The organism is Micromonospora sp. PRAS1 (genome assembly GCF_059553435.1).
Genome location: NZ_JCANNB010000006.1, coordinates 1 through 21,425, shown reverse-complemented (window position 1 = coordinate 21,425; position 21,425 = coordinate 1). Strand labels below are relative to the sequence as shown.

14 protein-coding genes are annotated in these 21,425 nt (G+C 72.3%); 7 read left to right on the top strand and 7 right to left on the bottom strand.

The window, feature by feature from the left end; genetic code table 11:
- Positions 1-35: 35 nt before the first annotated feature.
- Positions 36-1,037 (bottom strand): DMT family transporter, encoded by a 1,002-nt coding sequence (locus AC507J_RS07740; RefSeq protein ID WP_496288539.1) that lies wholly within the window; start codon positions 1,035-1,037, stop codon positions 36-38.
- 86 nt (positions 1,038-1,123) lie between these two features.
- Here AC507J_RS07740 and AC507J_RS07735 point away from each other — a divergent pair, with 86 nt between their 5' ends.
- The 3 genes from AC507J_RS07735 to AC507J_RS07725 are packed head-to-tail and all read left to right on the top strand — an operon-like array spanning position 1,124 to position 4,226.
- Positions 1,124-1,723 carry a Uma2 family endonuclease gene (locus tag AC507J_RS07735; protein ID WP_496288387.1) on the top strand — a complete coding sequence of 200 codons (600 nt, stop codon included), beginning with the start codon at positions 1,124-1,126 and terminating at the stop codon, positions 1,721-1,723.
- Between the two features lie 51 nt (positions 1,724-1,774).
- Entirely contained in the window at positions 1,775-3,445 is a 1,671-nt protein-coding gene (locus AC507J_RS07730) for a DUF885 domain-containing protein (RefSeq protein ID WP_496288386.1), read from the top strand.
- 46 nt (positions 3,446-3,491) lie between these two features.
- On the top strand, positions 3,492-4,226 hold the full coding sequence (locus tag AC507J_RS07725; RefSeq protein WP_496288385.1) for a class I SAM-dependent methyltransferase: 735 nt from the start codon (positions 3,492-3,494) through the stop codon (positions 4,224-4,226).
- A 77-nt stretch (positions 4,227-4,303) separates the two neighbouring features.
- On the opposite strand, the gene pgfA is transcribed toward AC507J_RS07725, so the two are convergent.
- Genes pgfA through AC507J_RS07705 form a run of 4 tightly spaced genes read right to left on the bottom strand, consistent with a single transcriptional unit; the run spans position 4,304 to position 12,302 of the window.
- Positions 4,304-5,488, bottom strand: a complete 1,185-nt coding sequence (pgfA, locus tag AC507J_RS07720) for a cell envelope lipid trafficking protein PgfA (protein WP_496288384.1) — start codon at positions 5,486-5,488, stop codon at positions 4,304-4,306.
- A 60-nt stretch (positions 5,489-5,548) separates the two neighbouring features.
- Complete coding sequence (locus tag AC507J_RS07715) at positions 5,549-6,379, bottom strand: class I SAM-dependent methyltransferase (RefSeq protein WP_496288383.1); 831 nt, start codon at positions 6,377-6,379, stop codon at positions 5,549-5,551.
- Complete coding sequence (locus AC507J_RS07710; RefSeq protein ID WP_496288382.1) at positions 6,376-10,638, bottom strand: alpha-(1->3)-arabinofuranosyltransferase domain-containing protein; 4,263 nt, start codon at positions 10,636-10,638, stop codon at positions 6,376-6,378. Before AC507J_RS07710 ends, AC507J_RS07715 begins: the two co-directional genes overlap by 4 nt.
- On the bottom strand, positions 10,635-12,302 hold the full coding sequence (locus tag AC507J_RS07705; RefSeq protein WP_496288381.1) for a substrate-binding and VWA domain-containing protein: 1,668 nt from the start codon (positions 12,300-12,302) through the stop codon (positions 10,635-10,637). Before AC507J_RS07705 ends, AC507J_RS07710 begins: the two co-directional genes overlap by 4 nt.
- Before the next feature lie 260 nt (positions 12,303-12,562).
- On the opposite strand from AC507J_RS07705, the gene AC507J_RS07700 reads away from it, so the two are divergent.
- On the top strand, positions 12,563-13,723 hold the full coding sequence (locus AC507J_RS07700; RefSeq protein ID WP_496288380.1) for a glycosyltransferase family 4 protein: 1,161 nt from the start codon (positions 12,563-12,565) through the stop codon (positions 13,721-13,723).
- Positions 13,724-13,807: 84 nt separating this feature from the next.
- On the opposite strand, the gene AC507J_RS07695 is transcribed toward AC507J_RS07700, so the two are convergent.
- The gene (locus AC507J_RS07695; protein ID WP_341718041.1) at positions 13,808-13,969 is read right to left on the bottom strand and encodes a hypothetical protein; all 162 of its coding nucleotides are present in this window, start codon (positions 13,967-13,969) and stop codon (positions 13,808-13,810) included.
- Positions 13,966-15,684: an MmpA family trehalose lipid delivery protein gene (locus tag AC507J_RS07690; RefSeq protein ID WP_496288379.1), complete on the bottom strand. Its 1,719-nt coding sequence runs from the start codon at positions 15,682-15,684 to the stop codon at positions 13,966-13,968. The genes AC507J_RS07695 and AC507J_RS07690 overlap by 4 nt, the downstream gene beginning before the upstream one ends.
- A gap of 148 nt (positions 15,685-15,832) precedes the next feature.
- On the opposite strand from AC507J_RS07690, the gene AC507J_RS07685 reads away from it, so the two are divergent.
- From AC507J_RS07685 to AC507J_RS07675, 3 genes are all read left to right on the top strand, one after another.
- Positions 15,833-17,722: a hypothetical protein gene (locus tag AC507J_RS07685; protein WP_496288378.1), complete on the top strand. Its 1,890-nt coding sequence runs from the start codon at positions 15,833-15,835 to the stop codon at positions 17,720-17,722.
- Positions 17,723-17,736: 14 nt separating this feature from the next.
- Positions 17,737-18,978, top strand: coding sequence for a polysaccharide biosynthesis protein (locus AC507J_RS07680; protein ID WP_496288377.1), 1,242 nt, complete (start codon positions 17,737-17,739; stop codon positions 18,976-18,978).
- Between the two features lie 179 nt (positions 18,979-19,157).
- On the top strand, positions 19,158-20,972 hold the full coding sequence (locus AC507J_RS07675) for a VanW family protein (RefSeq protein WP_496288376.1): 1,815 nt from the start codon (positions 19,158-19,160) through the stop codon (positions 20,970-20,972).
- The last annotated feature ends 453 nt before the right edge of the window (positions 20,973-21,425 follow it).

Sequence of the window (21,425 nt, the reverse complement as noted above, 5' to 3'; positions counted from 1 at the left end):
CGTCCCGTCGAAGTGGCGGTGTCCGCCCCGGGCGGCTATCGCGATTCCGCCGGAACGGCGAGCAGCTCAGCCGGTGCCGGGGCGGGCTGTCGGCGGCGGCCGATCAGACCCTGCGAGACGGCCACCCCGAGCAGCACGATCAGCGCACCCACCGGCTGGTGCCAGGTGAGCCGCTCGCCGAGCACGAGTGCGCCGATCAGCATCGCGAATACCGGGATCAGGTAGGTCACCGTGGCGGCGGTGCTCGCGCCCACGATCCGGATGTTCCGCAGGTGGATGACGAAGGCCAGCCCGGTGCCGAGCGCGCCCAGCGCCAGCACGGCGGTCAGCACCCGGGGCGACAGGTCGGTCGGCACCGGCGGCGCACCGGCCGCCAGCGGCGCCACGATGGCGAGTTGGACCGCCGCGACCACCAGCTGCGCGGCCGACAGCGACAGCCCGGACAGCTCACTGCCGGCGATGAACTTCTTCTGGTACGGGATCGCGAGGCCGTAGCAGGCCGCCGCGCCGAAGCACATCAGCTGGCCGACGAAATGGCTGCCGCCGACGCCCTGCCAGACGCCGAGCACCACAAGCACACCGGTGAAGCCGAGCAGCAGCCCGACGGCGCTGCGTACGGTAAGTCGCTCGGTGCGGAAGACCAGCACCGCAAGCGGCAGCACGACAAGCGGGGTGGTGGCGTTCCAGATGCCGGCGAGCATCGATTCGACCCGCTGCTCGCCGTAGCCGAACAGGGTGAACGGCAGCGCCACCCCGAAGGCGGCGATCACGGTGAGATGGCCCCACACCCGGGGCTCCCGGGGCAGCCGGTCCCGCAGCACGACGAGCACCACCAGCAGGGTCAGCGCGCCGGCGCCGACCCGGTAGAGGGTGAGGTGCAGCGGGTGCAGCTCGGCCAACCCGACCTTGATGAACAGAAAGCTGGAGCCCCAGATCGCGGCCAGCGCGACAAAGCCGGGCAGCCAGCTGCGCAGCGCCGGCTGGTCAGGAGTCAAATCGGCTTTCACCCCTGACACTCTGCTCCTCGGGTACGACATTGTCGTGCGGTTATCGGCCACCGTGTCCCGCACCACAGAAACCACCTACATTGGTAGGGCGTTGACCGACCGAGGAGGTGTAAACCATGGCGATGCCGATGCGCTTCGACCCACTCGTCGATCTCGACGGCATGTGGACGACCCAGCTCGCCGACCGCTACCTCCCGTTACCCGAGGCACCCGATGCGCGCTACGAGTGCATCGACGGGAGGTTGGTCATGACGCCCGCCGAGGTCGGCACGAACAGCTACGGCGAGATCGAGCTCGCCCATCTTCTGAAGCCCGCCGCCAGGGCACACGGCTTCTACGTCTTCGGTCAGGTGAATCTGACCTTCTCCCCGCAGCGCTGGATCCAGCCGGACGTCACCGTCCTGCACACCCTGCCCAAGACCGACGAGGAGGACCGCTGGATCCCGGCCCACCTCTGCACCATGGCGATCGAGTTCGTCTCGCCCGGCAGCCGGCGGCAGGACTTCGTCGACAAGCCGATGCGCTGCGCCGAGGGACGGGTGCCGTACTTCATGCGGGTGGAGATCTCCCGTCGCCTGCGGCACGCCGCGGTGGAGCTGTTCACCCTCGGCAAGTTCGGCGGCTACGACACGCTCGCGCAGGCGGTGAGCGGGCATCGGCTGCGCGCCGACGAGCCGTTCCCGATCGACTTCGACCCGGCCGACCTGTTGCCCTGAGCTGGGTATGGCGACAGCGTCGGCCCGGCCGCCTCGCGTAGGGTTCGCGGCGTGGGACGAATCGACGACATCGCGAACCGCTACGTGGCCGACTGGGCGGCGCTGAGCCCCACCGGTGCCACGTACGTCGGCATTTCCGGCTACGACGACCAGCTGGACGACCTGTCGCCCGACGGGTACGCGGCGCAGGCCGAGCTGACCCGCCGCGCGCTGGCCGATCTCGACGCCACGGAGCCGGAGACGGAGGCCGAGCGCACCGCCCGGGACGCGATGCAGGAGCGGCTCGGCCTCGAACTCGCCCGCTACGACACCGGCGAGACGACCAGCGAGGTAAGCGTCATCACCAGCGGGTTGCACTCGATCCGGATGGTCTTCGACCTGATGCCGACCGAGGGCGAGCAGGCGCAGGCCAACATCGCCGCCCGGCTGGGCCTCCTCCCCGCCGCGCTTGAGGGTTACAAGACGACGCTGCGCGAGGCGGCGGCGGCCGGGGCGGTCAGCGCGCGGGCACAGTTGATCGAGGTCGCCAAGCAGTGCGACGCCTGGGTCGACCCGGACGGCGACGACGTGTTCCACGGGCTGGTCGAGCGGTTGGGCGCCGAGGGTGTCCTCGGTGCCGAGCTGCGCCGGGGCGCGGCGGCGGCGACCGCGGCGACCGCCGAGTTCGGGCAGTTCCTGCGCACCGATTTGGCCCCGCATGGCCGGGAGAAGCAGGCCGCCGGGCGGGACCGCTACGAGCTGGCCTCGCAGTACTTCCTCGGTGCCCGGATCGACCTCGACGAGACGTACGCCTGGGCCTTCGCCGAGCTGGCCCGGCTCGAGGCCGACATGCGGACGGTGTCGGCGGAGATCGCCGGCCCCGGCGCCACCATCGACGAGGCGGTCGCGGCGCTGGACGCCGATCCGGCCCGCACCATCCAGGGCAAGGAGGCCTTCCGCGACTGGATGCAGGCGCTGGCCGACCAGGCGATAAGCGAGCTGCACGGCACCCACTTCGACATCCCGGAGCAGGTCCGGCGGATCGAGTGCATGCTGGCGCCGACCAGCGACGGCGGCATCTACTACACCGGTCCCAGCGAGGATTTCACCCGGCCGGGCCGGATGTGGTGGGCGGTGCCGCACGGCATCACCGACTTTTCCACCTGGCGGGAGGTGACCACCGTCTACCACGAGGGGGTGCCCGGGCATCACCTCCAGATCGGGCAGACCGCCGTCCGAGCCAATCTGCTCAATCGTTGGCAGCGGCTGCTCTGCTGGGTTTCCGGGCACGGCGAGGGCTGGGCGCTCTACGCCGAGCGGCTGATGGACGAGTTGGGCTACCTCGATGACCCGGGCGACAAGCTCGGCATGCTCGACGGCCAGGCGCTCCGGGCGGCCCGGGTGATCGTCGACATCGGCATGCACCTGGAGTTGGAGATCCCCAAGGACAACCAGTTCGACTTCCACCCCGGCGAGCGTTGGACACCGGAGCTGGGCTGGGAGTTCATGCGGGCGCACTGCCGGGTGCCGGACGAGATCCTGCGCTTCGAGCTGAACCGCTATCTGGGCTGGCCGGGGCAGGCGCCGTCGTACAAGGTGGGCGAGCGGATCTGGTTGCAGGCCCGGGAGGACGCCAAGGCCCGCAAGGGCGCCGACTTCGATCTGCGGGAGTTCCATCGGCAGGCGCTCGACCTGGGCGCCCTCGGCCTCGACCCGCTCCGCCGGGCACTGGCCCGCCTCTGAACGCTCGGGGGTGTCGGCGACCGCTGGGCTGCCCTACTGTTTGCCGGTGAGCTTGAACGACGTACGCCGCGACTGGACCACCCTGGGCGCCGAGGACCCGCTCTGGGCCGTCCTGATCCGGCCCGGTAAGCGCGGCGGCCGGTGGGACGTGGACGAGTTCCTGGCCACCGGCCGAGCCGATGTCGAGGAGACCACCGGTTGGCTGGCCGGGCTCGGCCTGCCCACCCGGTGGGAGCGGGTGCTCGACTTCGGCTGCGGCGCCGGGCGGCTCTCCCAGGCGCTGGCCGCCCACGCCGAGCAGGTGGTCGGGGTCGACATCGCCCCGTCCATGCTCGACACCGCCCGCCGGCTGGACCGCACCGAGGGTCGGATCGAGTTCGTCCTGAACGACGCACCCGACCTGAGCCGGTTCCCCGACGGCCACTTCGACCTGGTCTACAGCGCCCTGGTGCTCCAGCATCTGCCCCGACCGGCAGTCGACCGCTACCTGGCCGAGTTCCTGCGCGTCCTCCGTCCGGGTGGGGTGGCCGTGGTGGGCCTGCCCACCGAGGTGGCCCCCACCGTCAAGGGCCTGATCTGGCGGTTCGCGCCGTTCCGGCTGATCAGCTGGGCCCAACGCCGGATCCTCGGCTACCCGGCGGCGATGCGGATGACCCCGGTACCGCACGCCGACATGGCGCGACTGGTCGCCACGCACGGCGGGGAGATCGTCGACCGGCAGGCGGACCTGCCGTACACGCCGGACTGGCGATGCAGCCGGTACGCCCTGCGCCGCCGCTAGCTGCTGCTTGCACCTGACAGACGAACGACGAAGGCCGGGGGCGCGCCCCCCGGCCTTCGTCGTCACCGCTCAGCCGGTCACTGCTTCTCCGCCTCGTCCCGCGCGTGCCGTGGGCTCGGCGCCGTCGACTCCGACTTCCAGTTGGTCGAGGCGGGCGGAATCTCGTCGGACAACGGCCCGCCCTGCCGCTCGTCGTTGCGCACCGCCGGCTGGTCGACCCGGGTCACCGCCGGATCGGCGGCCGGCTTCGCTGCGGCCGGCGTAGCTGCGGCCGGCGTAGCTGCGGCCGGCGTAGCTGCGGCCGGCGTTGCGGTGCGGCTGCGGGAGACCAGCAACGCCACGACGATCAGCACCAGGCCGAGCACGGCGATCCCGATCGGCGCGTACACACCGAGGAGGGTGAGCTGGGACCGGCTCTCCTTGGCCCGGTCCGCCGAGGACGCCACCGTCTCCTCGGTGTAGGCGAAGTCCGCGTCGAGCAGCGTCACCGGGGCGCCCGCGTTCGGCACCAGCACCTTCTTCTGCTGCTCCCGCACGTTGATGTAGGCACCGGTGACCGGGTCGACCCAGACCGTACGGGTGTTGCTGTAGACGACGTCGCCCGAGGTCGCACCCGGGGCGAACACACCGAGCAGCAGGCTGACCGAGTCGGCCGGCAGCGGCAGCTTCTCGTCGGTGATGACCTGCTCGTACCGGTACGTCTCAAGGCCGTTGACGTCCTCGGCACCCTTGAACTCGGCCGGCCGGGTCTGCCGCAGATCCCGGTCGAAGACCTCGTAGTTGCCCTGTGCGGAGCTGAACGGGAACTTGTAGACCTGGCCCGCGAAGGGAACCTTCTCCCGGTTGCCGCCGGTCTCGTCCAGGTACTGCTCGTTCCAGTCGACCGCCGCCCCGGAGACCCGGTTCAGCGCCAACTCCGCGCTGTACGCGTTGACCAGCGCCTTGGTGTCCGTACGCTCGACGGTCTGGCCGACCTGCCAGACCACCGCCTCGCCGGCGAGGTCACCGCTGAGCGCCGCGGTCTTGGTGCGTTCCGGCGTGACCTGGATGGTCGACCTCAGGTCGGCCTGGTGGATCCCGACGCCGGTATCGGCGATCTGGAGGAACGTCGCCCCCCTGGCCTCAGCGATCGAGGTCGACGGCTTGAGGTCGTAGGGCAGCTTGGTCATGGCCGGTTTGACGACGAACACCAGCCCGGCGGCCAACGCCAGGAGCAGGACGCCACCGCCGAACAGCACGGCACCCACGGCGCGGTGCTTCATGTTTCCTCCCTGAGGAGCTAATTTTCGTCGGTATCAATCAGTGAGATGGCCGCGAGGTTACTACTTAGTCACATAGCCACGCGACCCCCCGGTCAGCTCTGATTTCTCCGCCGCGCCGGGCTGTCCCTCACCGATGCGACGCAGTACCAGCACGAAGTTCCAGGACGCCACCTCCCGGACCCCGGGCACCCGGATCACCCACCGCGCCCACCAGGGGTGGTAGCGCGGCAGCATGTCCACCAGCTCGACGTCGCCGTTGCCCCGCGCCCAGCGCAACGTGGCGGCGATCGAGACCGGGAAGAGCGTCTCGCCGAAACGGTTCTTGGGCGGTCGTCCGTTCCGCCGCTCGAAGCGGCGGCGGGCCCGGTTGCCGCCGAGGTAGTGCCAGGGCGCGGTCTCGTGCCCACCCCACGGCGACAACCACGGGGTGTACGACACGAAGAGCAGCCCGCCCGGCTGGGTCACCCGGACCATCTCGTCGAGCATCCGGGGCGGCTCGGCGACATGCTCCACCACGTTTGACGAGAACGTCACGTCCACACTGGCCGTCCGCACCGGCAGTGCCGTGCCGCTGCCGCGCAGCATGCCCGCCACCGACTCACCGGCGGCGGAGAAGTCACCGACGTCCGGGTCGAGCCCGACGTAGCGGGCACCGGCCGCCCGGAAGGCCGTCGCGAAGTAGCCCGGCCCGCCACCGACGTCGAGCACCGTACGGCCGGCCAGGTCGGTGTAGCCGGAGACCTGGCGGACCGAGTCGGTCGCCAGCAGTCCGTAGAAGTGATCCGGGTCGGTCTGTTCGACCAGGAAGGCCCGGAACAGGTCGACCGAGCGGCGCAGCGTGGCGAAACGACGTCGTGCCGCCCGCCGCGTACGGTCCTCCACTGCTGTCACCGCGCCACCGTCCCGTCGTCGCCCTCAGCCCGCTCTTCGGCCACCTCCGCCGTCTCGCCGGGTGTGCCCGGCGTCACATCATCCGGGATGGCCGGGTCGGGCGGCACACCGGGGACGGGCACCACCGCGGCGACGACCGCACCGATCGCGATCAACATGGCCGCCTGTGTCCAGGAGACGTACGCCCACTCCTGCCCGTGGCCCCGCAGGCGTCCGGTCACCGCGACCGCCGTGGCCACCGTCAGCCCACCCAGCACCACCACCGGAAGCGCCCGCACGGCCAACTGCCGCAGCAGCATCGCGGCCAGCACGATCGCCACCGGCAGGACGCCACCCAACGCGGCGAGCAAGACCACCAACAGGGCGCCGATGCCCCACGCCGACGCCTCGGCCGGGATCGCGCCCGCCCCGCCCGCGTCCACCGGCACCCGGCGACGGGCCGGCCAGGCGGCCAGCACCAGCACCCCCACCGCCGTCAACGCGCCAGCCGCCAGCCCGGCCCGGTACGGCCCGTCCGGCTCGAAAACCAGCCGGACCTCGCCGCCAGCACCGGCCGGCAGCACCCACGCCTGCTGCCAGCCGTCCACCCGGGAGGCGGTAAGCGGTACGCCGTCCAGGGTGGCCGCCCAGCCAGCGTTCGCGTTCTCCGGCACCACAAGCAACGCCTGCTCACCACCGGCGACCCGGACCGTCCGCTCGGTCGGCGCCCAGTCCAACACCGTGACCTCCCGGTGCCGGGGCGCGGCGGAAGCGTCGTCGTCGGCCGGCCGCAGGACCGCGTCCCGCACCAGGAAACCCGCCGAAGGGGTGGTCGCCAACCGGTGGCCGCCGGCCGGCAGTTCCAGCACCGAGCCGTCCTCGCCGCAGACGCGCAGCGGCACCGGCCGCCCCGCCAGCACGTCGCCCAGCGTGGCGTCGACCGAGGTGTCGTAGCGGAACCCGGCCAGTTCGACCACCGGCCCGTCACCGCACCGTTCGACCACCCGGGTCTCGGCGTCGATCGGGTTCGGCTGCTCCGCCAGCCCGGGAATCTCCACCTCGGCGATGCCTGCGGTGGCGGGCCAGCCGTTGACCCGCAGGTCGGCCAGCCGGTGCTGGGTCGCCAACACGACGATCTCGATCCGGTCGGTACGCACCGGCGGAAACGTGACAGTTCCATCGGTGCCCACCGGCACGGTCACCGCGCGACCCGGCGTACGGATCTCGACCCGCTCCGGCAGGGAGCCCACCGGCAACTCCGCCCCCCGCAGGCGTACCCGGTCGATGCGTTGCCGGCCCGACCAGCTCAGCCCCAGGGTGGGCCGCAGGTCGCCGGTACCGGCCAGCCACGCCGTGTCCGGGTCGCCGTCGACCGCCGCGTACCCGGCCACCGCCGGATCCCCGGCCAGGTGTGACGAGGCGGTCGCCGTCACGGCCGGGCCGGAGAGCTTCGGCTCGCCGCCGGGCCGGGCGACCGCGCGAAGCTCCATCCGGTACGTGCCGGCGGCCGGATTGTGGAACAGCCGGTCCAGGCCCAGCGGCTCCTCACCGACCTGGGCCAGGAACCGGTCGCAGCGAATCGTCAGGTCGTCAACGCCGGTGTCGGGGTCGGCACCGGCGCCTCTGTCCGGGTCGGCGCCGGAGACCGAGGCCGGATAGCACGCCGGTCGGTCGGTCGGCCCCCGGCTGAACACCCAACTGACCGCTTCGGACAGCTCTCGCGGCAGGTCGGTCGGGGCGCGCAGCGCACGCCGCGGCTCGGTCTCCGGGATGGTCAGCTCCCGGATGCCGACACCCCCGTTGAGCTGGCCGTCGGCCACCGCCAGCACGGTCACCCGGATCCGGCTGGTCGGCCCGGGCAGGGTGTAGTACGAGTGACCGCCGAGCGTCTGGGCGACCTCGTGCTCGACCGAGCCCCGATCGGTGGTGATCCGGAACCGGGTCACCGGCCAGCCCACCGCCAGATCGCTGACGAAGGCAATGTCCACGCTCTCCACCCGGCGCGGAGTGTCCAGGTCGACCTGGAGCCACTGCCCGACCGGCCCGCTCAGCGGAGCCGAGTGCCAGGCGGTGGCCTGGTCCCCGTCGACGGCCGCGAACGGCAGGTGCGACGGGTCCGCCGGGCCGAGATGGTCCACGAAGCTCGCCGCCGAAGACGCGGTCACATCGCGTACGCCCTGGTAGACCGCGGTGGTCTGGTGCTGGTCACCGGCGAACGGCAGCAGGTCGAGGGCGACCCGGCCCTGCCGCCCCGCCTCGTTGGCGGTCAACGTCTGGGAGAGGTTGTCCCGGGCCCGGCCGATGTCCCGCTCCTGGCGGCGCAGGCCGTCGGTGACGATCCACGAGTCGCCGGCCAGCTCCGGGGAGCCGGCCCGGTCACCGGCGAGCACCACCGGTCGATCCCGCTCCACAATTCCCTGCTCCAGCAGCGGCAGCAGCGACTCCGGCCCGCCGCTGACGGTGGGCACGTCGGCGCTGAGCACCGCGGACGCCACCGGCACCGGGCGTTGCACCTCGTAGATCTCGATGGCCGGCAGGACGCCGGAACCGCCGTCGACCGGGCTGCCGAGCGTCCGGGACAACGCGTCGGTGGTGCCGAAGGTGGCCACCCGGACGATGCCCGGCGAATCGGCCAACGCCCGCCGCAGCACCGCCACCGGCGGTGCGTCGATCTGGTTGCGGTCGAGGTCGTTGCGGAGCAGCAGGTGCCGGAAGCCGGATCGGGCGAGCAGATCGGCCAGGCCGGCAGAGCCCTGACCCCCGGCCAGCACCTGCTCGACGGTGTCCATCATCCGGGTGTTGCCGTTCGAACCGAGCGGAATCTGGTTGCGGACCGCCCACGGTGCGCCGGCCAGCGGCTGCAACGGTTCGTCGAGCGTGCGCCCCCAGACGTACTGACCGAAACCGGAGCCGGGCACCATAAGCGTACGGGCCGACGCGTCGCGGTCGGCGAGCCAGGTCGCCGCGGCCCGCCAGTGCGGTGGCAGGTCGGACCAGCCCGGCCCGGCGCGCAGCTGCCCGAGCCAGGCCGGCGCGGCGGCACCCAGAACGAGCAGCAGCACCGGCACGAAGACCAGCGGACGCAGCCGGATCGCCGGCCGACGCCGGGCCAGCGCGTGGTGCATCCGGGTGGCGACCGCGTCGACGCCGTGCGCGAAGCCGAGCATCAGCGGCAGCCGCAGCACCGGGTCGAGCTTGTGCACGTTGCGGAACGGCGCCAGCGGGCCGTCCAGCAGGTCGCGGACCACCTCGGACAACGGGCTGTCCACCGCACCGACGTAGCCGATGGTCAGCAGGGTCAGCCCGGTGAGGAAGCCGGTCACCAGGAACCGTCGCTCGGGCAGCAGGTTGCCGGCCAGCCCGGCTAGGCCGATCAGCGCCACCAGCGCGGTGAGCACCATCAGCACGGGGTGGTCGATCAGCAGCCAGCCGGCCGGCCACCAGGGGTCGCCCTGCACGATGTACGCCACCCACTGGTTGGTGCCGCGTACCGCCTGGAACAGCGAGGCCACCGCCGTCGTGGTGGTGGACGACTCGATGAAGTCGAGGAAGGGGAGGCTGTACTGGCCGAGCAGCAGCAGCGGCACGATCCACCACAGGCAGACCCCGAGCACGCAGACACACCACCAGGCGACCAGCCGCCGGTGCTGCGCGTCCCAGCGCCGGGTGAGCAGCCAGACGCCGGGCAGCAGGAGGGCGAGCAGCACGATCGCCGCGTTGATCCCGCCCATGCCCAGCACGGCCAGCGCGGAGAGCGCGGCGGCCCGGCGCGGAGAGCCGATCCGGCGTACGGTCACCAGCGGCAACAGCACCCAGGGCAGCATCGCGGCGGAGATCGTCTCCGCGGACAGCACGCCGACCTCGGTGACCACCCGGGGCGCCAACGCGTAACCGATCGCCGCCGCGTACCGGGTCGGTTCGGTGCCGATGTTCAGCGCCCGAGCCAGCCGCAGCAGCCCGTAGAACGCGGCGGCGAGCAGCAGCGCCGTCCACAGCCGCTGGGTGATCCACGGCGGTACGGCCAGCCACTGGCCGAGGGCGAAGAACGGCCCCATCGGGAAGAGGTAGCCGTACGCCTGGTTCTGCAACTCCCCGGAGGTGGCCTCCGGATTCCACAGGTGCAACGCCCGGGCCAGGAACCGCACCGGGTTGACGGCCAGGTCGAGCTTGGTGTCGAAGGTAATCTCACCGGGTCGCTGACCGAAGGCGATCGCGGTGAGCAGCAGCAGCGACAGCACGGTACCGGGCGAGCGGCGCAGCCGCCCCAGCACCCGGCTCACCGACGGCACTCCGGCGGTTGGCAGCTCAGGTCGGCCAGGGCCGCGAAGAAGATGCGCCGCATGCCCCTGGGCTGCGCGGTCACGAAGACCCGCCCGCCGGTGACCTTCGTGACCGCGTCGAGTTCGTCGGGGTCGACGTCGGCGCCGAGGCCGATGAAGATGATCGGCAGCGGCCGGCGGGGCTCCTGCAACCGGCGGAGTTCGGCGAGGAACTCGGCGCGGCTGATGCTGTCGTCGTCCTCGTTACGCCCGTCCGTCATCACCAGCACCAGGTTGATCCGCCCCGGCGTCCAGTTGCGCCGCGCGTCGCGGTACGCGGCAAGCGTGCTGTCGTACAGCCCCGTCCCGCCCCCGGGCTTGACCCGTACGCCGGCCAGTTCCTCGGCGAGCTTCTTGCGCTGGCTGCCCAGCGGGCGTACCGGCAGGATCTCGCGGTGGTCCCGGTCCCCTTCGAGCCTGGTGGCGAAGATCCAGACCCCGAGTTCGCTGTTGTCCAGCAGCAACGCCGCGCCCTCCTGGGCGGCCTGGACGGTGGCGTCGAGCCGGGTACCGCCGCCCGGCACCTGCGCGGCCATCGAGCCGGAGACGTCCAGCAGGGTGAGGATCCGGGCGCTGCGCTGCACACCGCTCCAGGCGGTCAGCAGATCGGTGACCGTCTCCTCGGCCGGCAGCGGGACCGGTCGACGTTCCTCCGCCCGTAGCCGCCGGTCGGCCGGAACGGCCGGTGGGAAGCCCGCCGCGGTCCGGAAGCCGTAACCGCTGAACGTCTCCCGCGCCGCGCCGGTGAGCAGGGTGGCGAGGAAGTTCGCGGCGGCGTCCCGGGTCCGGCCCTGCGCGCCGGGCAGCACCACGTACGGCAGGTCGAGCGAGGGGACGGCCACCTCCGGGTACGCCGCCACCAGCTTGCCGGAGCTGGCGAGTGCGTTGTGTTCGAGCACCGCCTGTTCGCTGGCGGCGACCACGTCGACGCGGCCGGGCAGTGCGCGGCCCGGGGTCAGCAGGTCGCTGCCTTCCGCCGGGCTGAACGTCCGCTCGGCGAGGCGCCGCAGCGTCGCCGCCACGGTCGCGGGCGAGGCCCGGTCGTCGTCGGCCAGCATTCGGACCCCGAGCAGGGCGGCCACCCCGGCCGGGTCGGCCGCCGGGTCGGGGATTCCGACCTGGGCCGCGCGCGTCCCGGTGCCGACAAGCGACTTCCATGCCAGGGGCTGCGCCGGCCAGCCGGACCGGCGGGCGACCCGCTCGGTCACCGCCAGTACCACCGGCGTGCTCGCCACCGACGTACCCCGTTCGGGAACCTCGAAGGCGCCGGCGGCCCGGGCCCGCCGCAGCCAGAACGTCGACTCCGGTACCCAGGCGTCCCCGACCTCGCCGCCCTCGGCGAGGTCACGAGCCACGACCGCCGACTGCCGGGACTCCACGGCCACCGACACGCAGGGTTGACCGCCGACGTTTCCGCGGGCGATGCGATCGAGCGCCGGGGCGATCACCGGAGCGGCCACCACCCGCAGCCGGACCTGCTCGACGCAGGTCGGGGTGCCCCGATCCGCGCGGACGTACGCGACCGCGCCCCAGCCGGCCAGCAGCAGCACCAACGCGGCGCTGAGCAGCACCACCGGGGAACGGTGGGACAGGGCGCGCGACGGCGCGGGACGGTCGGCCTCCACCGCCGCCTCACCTCCTCGTCACCCCTGCGGACGCCTTCCACCGCAGGTCACACAGCGGCTCGCGGCGGGTTCGGGGCACCGGGCACCGGCCAACGCACGCGGTTGCGCCTGCACACCCTGCCAAGGTTTCCGCCTGCCGGCAAACCCCCAACAGTCTTGTTACCGGCGGGTTGCCACTGCCGCATCTACCCATTGCGCACCCGGGCCGAGCGGCCCTAGGGTGGCGCGATCGTGCTCACTTACTCACCAGTAGGAGCAGCGTGGACAACTGCGGCACCCCCTCTCGCCATGTCCTGTTCCTGAACTGGCGCGACACGCTCAATCCCGAAGGTGGCGGCTCGGAGGTCTACATCGAACGGATCGCCGCCGAACTGGTCACCATCGGTCATCAGGTGACTCTGTTCTGTGCCGCGCACGGCAACGCCGGCCCGAGCAGCGTCACCGAATCCGGCGTACGCGTGCTGCGCCGCGGCTCGCGGATGACGGTCTACCTGCGCGCGGCCCTTATCTGCCTCGCCGGCCGCTTCGGGTTCGGCCCGCTGAGCCGACGCGGACTCGGCCGGCCGGACCTGGTCGTGGACGTCTGCAACGGGGTGCCGTTCTTCGCCCCGCTCTACGCCGGCCGCCCGGTCATCGCGCTTGTGCACCACGTGCACCGCGAGCAGTGGCCGGTGGTGTTCGGGCCGTGGCTGTGCCGCATCGGCTGGTGGATCGAATCGTGGCTGGCGGTCCGGCTCTACCGCCGCTGCCGGTACGTCACCGTCTCGGAGGCGAGCCGGGCCGAGCTGACCACGCTGGGCGTGGCCGCGGAACGGATCGACGTGGTGCCCAACGGCACGCCCCCGGTGACCGGCCCGGCGCTGCCCCGCACCCCCCACCCGTCACTGCTGGTTCTCGGTCGCCTGGTGCCGCACAAGCGGGTGGAGATCGCCCTTCGTACGGTCGCCGAACTCGCCGACGAGCTGCCGGAACTGGAACTGGTGGTGGCCGGACAGGGCTGGTGGGAAGAGCCGCTACGCGAACTGGCCGGCACGCTCGGGATCACCGACCGGGTGCGGTTCGCCGGCTTCGTCACCGAGGAGGAGAAGCACGCACTGCTCTGCTCGTCCTGGCTCGCGCTCACCCCCTCGCTGAAGGAGGGCTGGGGGCTGACCATCGTGGAGGCTGCCGCGCGCAGCACTCCCACCCTGGCCTTCCGCTATGCCGGCGGGGTCGCCGAGGCGATGGTCGACACCGAGACCGGTGTGCTCGTCGACGACGAGCGGGAATTCACCACCGCCGTCCGGGACCTGCTCGCCGACGACGTAGGGCGCAAGAACATGGGCGAGGCCGCGCTGGCCCACGCGGCCCGCTTCACCTGGGCCGCCACCGGCGCACGCTTCGCGCAGTTGGTCACCCGCGCCACCGCCCGCACCGGCTGACCCGTTACGGGCCAAAGACCGGCGGGCTTCCAGGCACGGCGACAGGGCGTCCGCGAATCGCGGACGCCCCTTTCGCCATCGAGGTCAGCGCGTGCCGTACAACGGGGTCTCGGTCTGCTCACTCACGTTGGAAGTGGCAGCCTCCTTGGCGGACGGGCTGAGCACGTTCGCCAGACCGACGCTGCCGAGCATGCCGAGCACGACCCCGAGTACCCCGACGGCGACGAACGCGGGCAGGTTCCTCATCCACCTTCTCCTTCCGCGGGACTCGCGTGCCGGGACGCTACCACGCGGTAGCACCGCCGCGCAGCGCCTGAAAACCCGATCACCAGGACCGCCGTTCCGGCCAACAGGTGGGCCAGCCCGACCGGCCCGGGACGAACCGGCCGGGGCGGCGGGATCCACTCCGGATTCTCGTACAGGGCTAGCTCGCTGCCGGAGTGGGCCAGTCGCAAGCCGGCCAGCGTCGCCGGCTCCGGCACCGGACCGGCCGCACGTTGCACCAGCACCCACCTGGGACCGGCCGCCGCCACGGGCGCACCGGCGGCCAGCAGCGCGCGCAGCTGGGCCGCGCGCGGGTCCTCACCGGCCACGGCGGTGTCGTCCACCCGCAACGTGTCGTCGATCAGCACCGGCACGCCAAGGTAGCGGGGTGCCGGGTCGATCACCACCTGACCACCGTTCCACGCGTAGCTCTGGTACTCCTGAAACGGCAGCGAGACCACCTCACCGGGGCGCTGCTCGACCAGCCGGGCCACCGTCGCCCAGTCGGCCGGCCAGGCCACCGGGCGCAGTCGTCCCGCCCCGCCGAACGCCAGGTCGGGCAGGACCGCCACCGGCAACAGTGCCGCACCGACCAGCAGCACCCGTCCGGTCGTCGCGTCGAAGCGGTCCGTCAGCAACCCGGCGAGCCGCTCCGCCCCCAGCGCCACGGTGAGCGCCAGCGCCAGGGCGTACGGCACCAGCAGCTTCTGGCCGTCGCGCAGCAGCCCGGCACCGGGCACCTCGGCCACCAGCCAGCCGAGCAGGGCCGCCCCGCCGGGCAGTACGCCGAGCGCCGCCGCCAGCCACGATCCGCCCGCCAGCAGCGCGAACCGACCGAACACCGGACCGGGCCAGCGTCGCCGCAACAGGGTCACGCCAGCGGCCGCGACCATCAGCACCAGCAGCGTCGCCAACGGCACCAGCCAGCCGCTCCGGGACGCCGGGGTGGCCTGCCCGTTCCAGATGCCACCGGTGCCGGCGAGGGCCACCAGGGGACCGGCCCAGTTCTCGGCGCGAGCGGCGAAGGCCGCCACCCCGGCCGGATCGGACCGGCCGTCGCCGCCACCACTGAAGCCAGCCACCAACCAGGGCGCGTTGAGCAGTACCGTCGCCGCCACCGCAGTCGACGCCGAGCGCACCGCGCCCGGGTACCGGCCGACCAGCAGCACCGCCACCACCACCAGGGCCAGCAGTCCACCGGTCGGCGTTATCGCCGCGCCGGCCGCCGCCAGCAGCAGCCACCGCAGGGCACCCCGCTCGCCCGCCCGGACCCCGAGCGCCGCCCGCACCAGCCAGGGCAGCACGGCGTACCCGAGCAGCAACCCCCACTGCCCGATCAGCAGCCGCTCGGCCAGGTACGGGGTCCAGGCGTACCCGAGTGCGGCCACCAGGCGCACGGTCAGCCGATCGGTCGGCACCAGCCGGGCGGCGCCAAGCGCGGCAAGGTAGAGGATCGCCACCAGGACCAGCCGTTGCAGCAGCCAACCGGGCACCAACTGGCTGGCCAGGGCCACCACCGCATCCTGCGGTACGGCCCGGGGCAGCGCCGTCGCCGGAGCGATTACCTCCCAGCTCAGGGCCTGCCGTGGCACGAAGACCATGTCGTAACGGAGCACGTACCCGGGCGCGGCGAGCGGCGCCAGGACGATCGCCGCCACGGCTGCGGCCACCGCGTGCGGCACCACCCGTTCCCGCATCCGTCGACCTCACCACCGCCGGGCGCGCGGCCACCGACCGCACTGGTGGCGGCCACTGTACGCGACCCTCGCCGAGCCGCGTCAACGCCGCCGAACCATCCATTGGCCTGATGGGGAGCCGCCTGCCGGGTGTGGCACTCTTCCCGCCATGGCATCGACGGGCGCGGCGGAGACTGCGACACCTGGTCGGATCGGCGCCCGGCTCGGCCAGGACCAGATGCGGCTGGCCGCGCTGGCGATGATCGCCGTAAGTGTGGTGTGGCGTATGCAGGTGGCCCTGCGCGGTTCCCTGGCCGCCGACGACTACGTACTGATCAGCCAGGCGGCGGAGTCGAAGCTGACCATCACCCACCTCCTCACCCCGTACCACGATCACCTCATGCCGGCCGGGCGACTGCTCACCTGGCTGGTCACCGCGCAGTTCGGGCCGGTCCACTGGCCGTACGTCCTGCTCATGGCCGCCGGCCAGGCGATCCTCGGGATGGCGTTCCTCCGTCTGCTGCGGCGTCTGCTGCGGGGCTCGTGGCTCCTGCTGCTGCCTCTCGGCATCCTGCTGTTCACTCCGTTGACCCTGGAAGCGACCTCGTGGTGGGCCGTCGGCGTCACCGTGCTGCCGATGCTTATCGCCATGGTGCTCGCGGTGACCGCTCAGGTCGATTACGTGCAGACCGGACGACGGCGGCATCTGGTGGGTCTCGCCCTCTCCGTTCTGCTCGGCGTGCTCTTCGTCGACCGGGCGGTCCTGGCGGCGGCTCTGGTGTTCCTCTTCACCGCCGCCCGCTATGCCGACGGGGGGCCGCTGCGCAGCATCGCCACCACCGTTCGCCGCTGGTGGCCGTCGTGGCTGCTGCTGGCCCTGCTGACGGTGGGTACCGTCGCGGCCCACCTGGCAACCGTCGGGTCGTCGCTGCGCCGGCCACAGTCGGCCGGCGAGGTCTTCTCCTTCCTCGCCCAGTTGCTCGGCTCCACGCTGCTGCCGGGCCTGGTGGGTGGGCCGTGGCAGTGGCTACGGGCCGGCGACGGTGCACCCGTCACCGCGCCCCCGCAGGTAGGCATCTGGGTAAGCGCGGCGATCGTCGCCGTCCTGGTCGCGGCGACCGTACGCCACCGGCGCGATGCCGTTCGGGCCTGGCTGCTCCTCGGCGGATACCTGGTCATCGCGGTGGGGCTGTTGACCGCTACCCGTCTCGGTTCGGCCTTCAGCGAGGTTGCCGGCGGCGTCCCCCGGTATGTAAGCGACGTCGTCGTGGTTGCCGCGATCTGCCTCGGTCTCGCGGTGGTCGGGGCGACCGGGTCGGGTGCTGCGCCTCCTCCCGGGGCAGCTCCGGCGGAGGAGAAGACTGCGGAGCCTGCCGATCCGCCGGTTCCGGCCGTGCCGCCGCGGTACCGGGAGACCCTGCCCGCGCTGCTCGCCGTGGTGTTGGTGGCCGGCTGCCTCAGCACCGCCTGGAGCACCGTCAAGTTCAGCGACAGCTGGGCCGGGAAGGCCGGCCGGTCGTACCTCGACACCGTCCGGATCGAGCTGGCCAGTGCCCCGCCGGACACGGTCTTCTTCGACGGCCCGGTCCCCGAGGCGGTCGTACCGGCCCTGTCCTGGCCGTACAACCAGCAGTCCCGGTTCTTCCGCGCCTTCGACACCCGGCCCACCTACGTCGACGGGGCCGACAACGTGTCGGTGCTGGACGGGCTCGGCCGGATCCGGCTGGCCACGGTCGTCGGCAGCACCACCCTGCCGGGGCCGGCGGAAGGCTGCGGTCACCTGGTTTCCGCCGGCCAGACCGTGCGGATGACGCTCAACCAGCCGCGCGACGAATGGCACTGGGTGGTACGGATCGGTTACCGCAGCGCGGCGGAGGGCACCGCGACGTTGCGGTTCGGCACGGGGACCGCCGAGTTCCCGGTCCGGAAGGGTTTGAACCAACGCTTCCTGCGCATCATCGGCGGCGGGCCGACTGTGGAGTTGACGGCTGCCGGCGACGACATCTCGCTGTGCATCAGCGAGATCGCGATCGGCGACCCGGCACCCGAGTGGGAATAGGAGCGCGGAGCGGCATGACGCAGACGACGGGCCGGGACACGGCGACGACGCGACTCGGCCGGGCCGGTGCCGCCGTCACGGTCGCCACCCTGGTCACCAACGCCCTCGCGTACGTCGTACCGGTGCTGGGCGCGCGCCGGCTCAGCGCCGCCGACCTCGGCGCGCTGGCCACGGTGCTCGCGCTCGGCGCGATCGCCGCGGTACCCGGCTTCGGCCTCCAGATCGCGGTCGCCGCGCACCGGGCTCGCTGGGGCGGCGGTGGGACGGCCCGGCTGGGGTTGCGCACCGCGACGCTCACCGCAGCGGTCACGCTCGCCGCCGCACCGGTGCTGACGGTGGCGCTGCGGCTGCCGATCGCGCTGACGCTGCTGCTCGCGGCCACCACCTTCGCCACCGTGCTCTCCGGCCGCTGGCTCGGGGAGGTCCAGGGCGACCAACGCTTCCTGCGGCTCGCCGCGGCGATGACCGTGCTGGCCGCCGGCCGCTACGGCGGCCTGGTCATCGGCCTCCTGCTCGGTCAGGGACCGGTGCTCTGCCTGCTGCTGGCCACCCTCACCGGCCTGCTCGCGCTCCCCGTCCTGGCCCGCCTCGCCGCCCCGCCCGCCGGCACCCGCACCCCGGTGGCAGCCGCCGGACCGGTCGCAGCCACCGCGCCGGGCGGCGGGGCGACGCCCCGGCTGACCGCCCGGCAGGTGATGACCGCGTGCGGCGCGACGCTGGCGATGCTCACCATCTCGTACGCCGACCTGATCCTCGCCCGTCAGCTGCTCCCGGCCGCCGGCTCGGGTGCCTACGCGGTGGGCTCGGTGCTCACCAAGGGTGCGCTGTGGGCGCCTCAGGTGGTCACGCTGCTGGTGCTGCCCCGGCTGGCCCGCAACGACCACCGGGCCCGGTTGGTGGCGCTGGCACTGATCCTGGCCTGCGGGGCGGTCCTGGTGGCTGCGGCAACCGTCGGCGGTGAGCTGGCGTTCCGGCTCGCCGGCGGCACCGACTACCTGCACCTGGCCGGCTCGGCCCCGCTCTTCGCCGCCACCGGCGCCCTCTACGCGGTGCTCTTCATGCTGGTCAACGACCGGGTGGCGACCGCCGCCCGGTGGCCGGCCGCCCCGCTCTGGCTGGCTGCGGCCGGGCTGGCCGGCGCCACCGCGCTTATCGCGCCACGCACCGTCACGGGGGTGCTGTCCTGCGCGCTGGCCACGGCTGCGGCGACCACGGTGGTGATGGCCTGGCTCGTCTTCCGGCCGTCCCGGCGCTGACCGGCCGATCCATCGCCGCTACCGAACGTGGTCGTCCGGCGTCGGGTCGCGTCGAACGGACGGGTGCGACCCGATCTGCACACACTCGGGCTCCCCGCCGGGCGCTGCGTTGGCTACCGTAGTTGTCTTCCGGGGTAGGGGTCCCGGCTCAACCCGCGGCATTTCCCAAAGAGGTAGCTGTGACGCTGTACGGCGAAAAACGTCCGCCCGCTGACGACGACCGGCCCACCGTGCAGGTGGCGGCGGTCAGCTGGCCCGTCGAGGAACCGGTCCGACCAGCACCGGAGGCCCCACAGGGCGGCCCCAAGCGGTCCAGCCGGTTCCGGATCCTGCTCGCCACCGGGGCGGCCACCGCCGTACTCGCCTCGGTCGGCGCGGTGGTCGTCTGGGCGTACGCCGGTGATGTTCCGCGCGGCACCACCGTGCTCGGCACCGAACTGGGTGGACGCAGCAAGACGGACGCGGCGGTCGAGCTGCGCGCGCAGCTCGACCGCCGCGCGGCCGAGCTTTCCGCCCCCATCCAGGTACGCGTCGGAGAGCAGACCGCCGAGATCAATCCGGCCGACGTCGGGCTCACCGTCGACGTGGACGCGACCGTGGCCGCCGCCGTGGCGGCCGACGCCCACGCGGTGGACCGCCTGGTCGGCTCCCGCGAGGTCGAGCCGGTGGTCTCGGTCGACGTGCCGAAGCTGGCCGCCGAGTTGGAGAAGCTCGTCGGCAAGCAGGGCAAGAAGATGACGATGCCGGCCATCACCTTCTCCGGCACCAAGCCGAAGGTGCGCTATCCCAAGCCGAGCCTCGACGTCGACGCCGAGCACTCGGCGCAGGTGGTCAAGGAGGGCTGGCTGAGCGGACAGCCGGTGACCGTGCCGCTTGTGGAGAACCACCCGGCCACCTCGGCCGAGGAGGTCGACCGGATGGTCGCCGAGCTGGCTGAGCCGGCCGTGGCGGCACCGGTCAAGCTGACCACCGACCGGGGCTCGGTGGACATCCCGCCGCAGGCGATCGCCAAGGGCCTCCGCTTCAAGGCCGACAAGGCCGGCAAGCTCACCCCCAGCGTGGACATGAAGCGCCTGCGCGCCGCCCTGGAGGACCGCCTCGACGCCGTCGAGGTGGCGCCGAAGGACGCCAAGATGGCCATCTCCGGTGGCAAGCCGAAGGTGACCGACGGGCGCGAGGGGCAGCAGGTGGACACCAGCAAGCTCGGTGACGACCTGCTGGCGGTCCTGCCCCGCAGCACGGACCGGACGGTCTCCGCCGAGCTGAAGCCGGTCCAGCCGAAGCTCACCACGGAGAAGATCGGCGGCCTGGGCATCAAGGAGAAGGTCGCCTCGTTCACCACGAACTTCACAGGTGGTCTCGGGTCGCCGCGCAGCCAGAACATCGTGACCATCGCCAAGGACGTGGACGGCACGGTGGTGCTGCCCGGCGAGACGTTCTCGCTCAACGGGCACACCGGCGAACGCGGCTACGCGCAGGGCTACCGTGACGCCCCGGTCATCATGGACGGCAAGCTGGTGCCCGGGGTCGGCGGCGGGACGTCCCAGTTCACCACCACCCTCTTCAACGCGATCTACTACGCCGGCCTGGAGGACGTCGAGCACAAGCCACACTCGTACTACTTCAGCCGGTACCCGGCGGTTATCGAGTCGACGATCTTCTGGCCCAACCTCGACTTCAAGTTCCGCAACAACACCGAGTACGGCGTCCTGATCGACACCTCGTACACCGGCAACTCGATCACCGTCTCCATCTGGGGCACGAAGATCTGGGACAGCGTCAAGACCGAGTACAGCCCTCGGCGGAACATCACCTCGCCCAAGACGGTCTACCTCGACCCGGGTCCCAGCTGCATTCCCGCCAACGGCAGCCAGGGCTTCACCCAGGACGCCTTCCGGGTCATCAAGAAGGACGGCAAGGTCGTCAAGCGGGAGAAGTTCACCTGGACCTACGACGCGGAGCCGCGCTTCATCTGCGCCAAGCAGCCTTCCTGACGCGCTTTACGGAGGTCTACACGGCCCCGCCGGCCCTGCCGGCGGGGCCGTTCCTTGTCGAGCCGCTCCCGCCGAGCTACTTTCGCCGAGCTACTTTCGCCGAGCCTCGACGCCTATGCCCGGCCGGCGTCGCAAAGGCGCCGCTCGCGCAGATCATCGGGGGAGGGCATCGAAACATGCGTCCACCCAGGATCGCGGCCACGGGCCACGACCACCAGGAGCGCCGGGCCACCGGGCCACCGGGCCACCGGGCAACCGGGCCACCGGGCAACCGGGCAACCGGGCAACCGGGCAACCGGGCAACCGGGCAACCGGGCAACCGGGCAACCGGGCAACCGGAGCGAGCCTAGGCCAGCTCGGGGACGGTCGCCGTGACGCCAGCTCGGGACGGTCGCCGTGACCGGAAGGGGCTGCTTGTCGAAAGGGGCCACAACGCGATTCAGGGCCACCCCG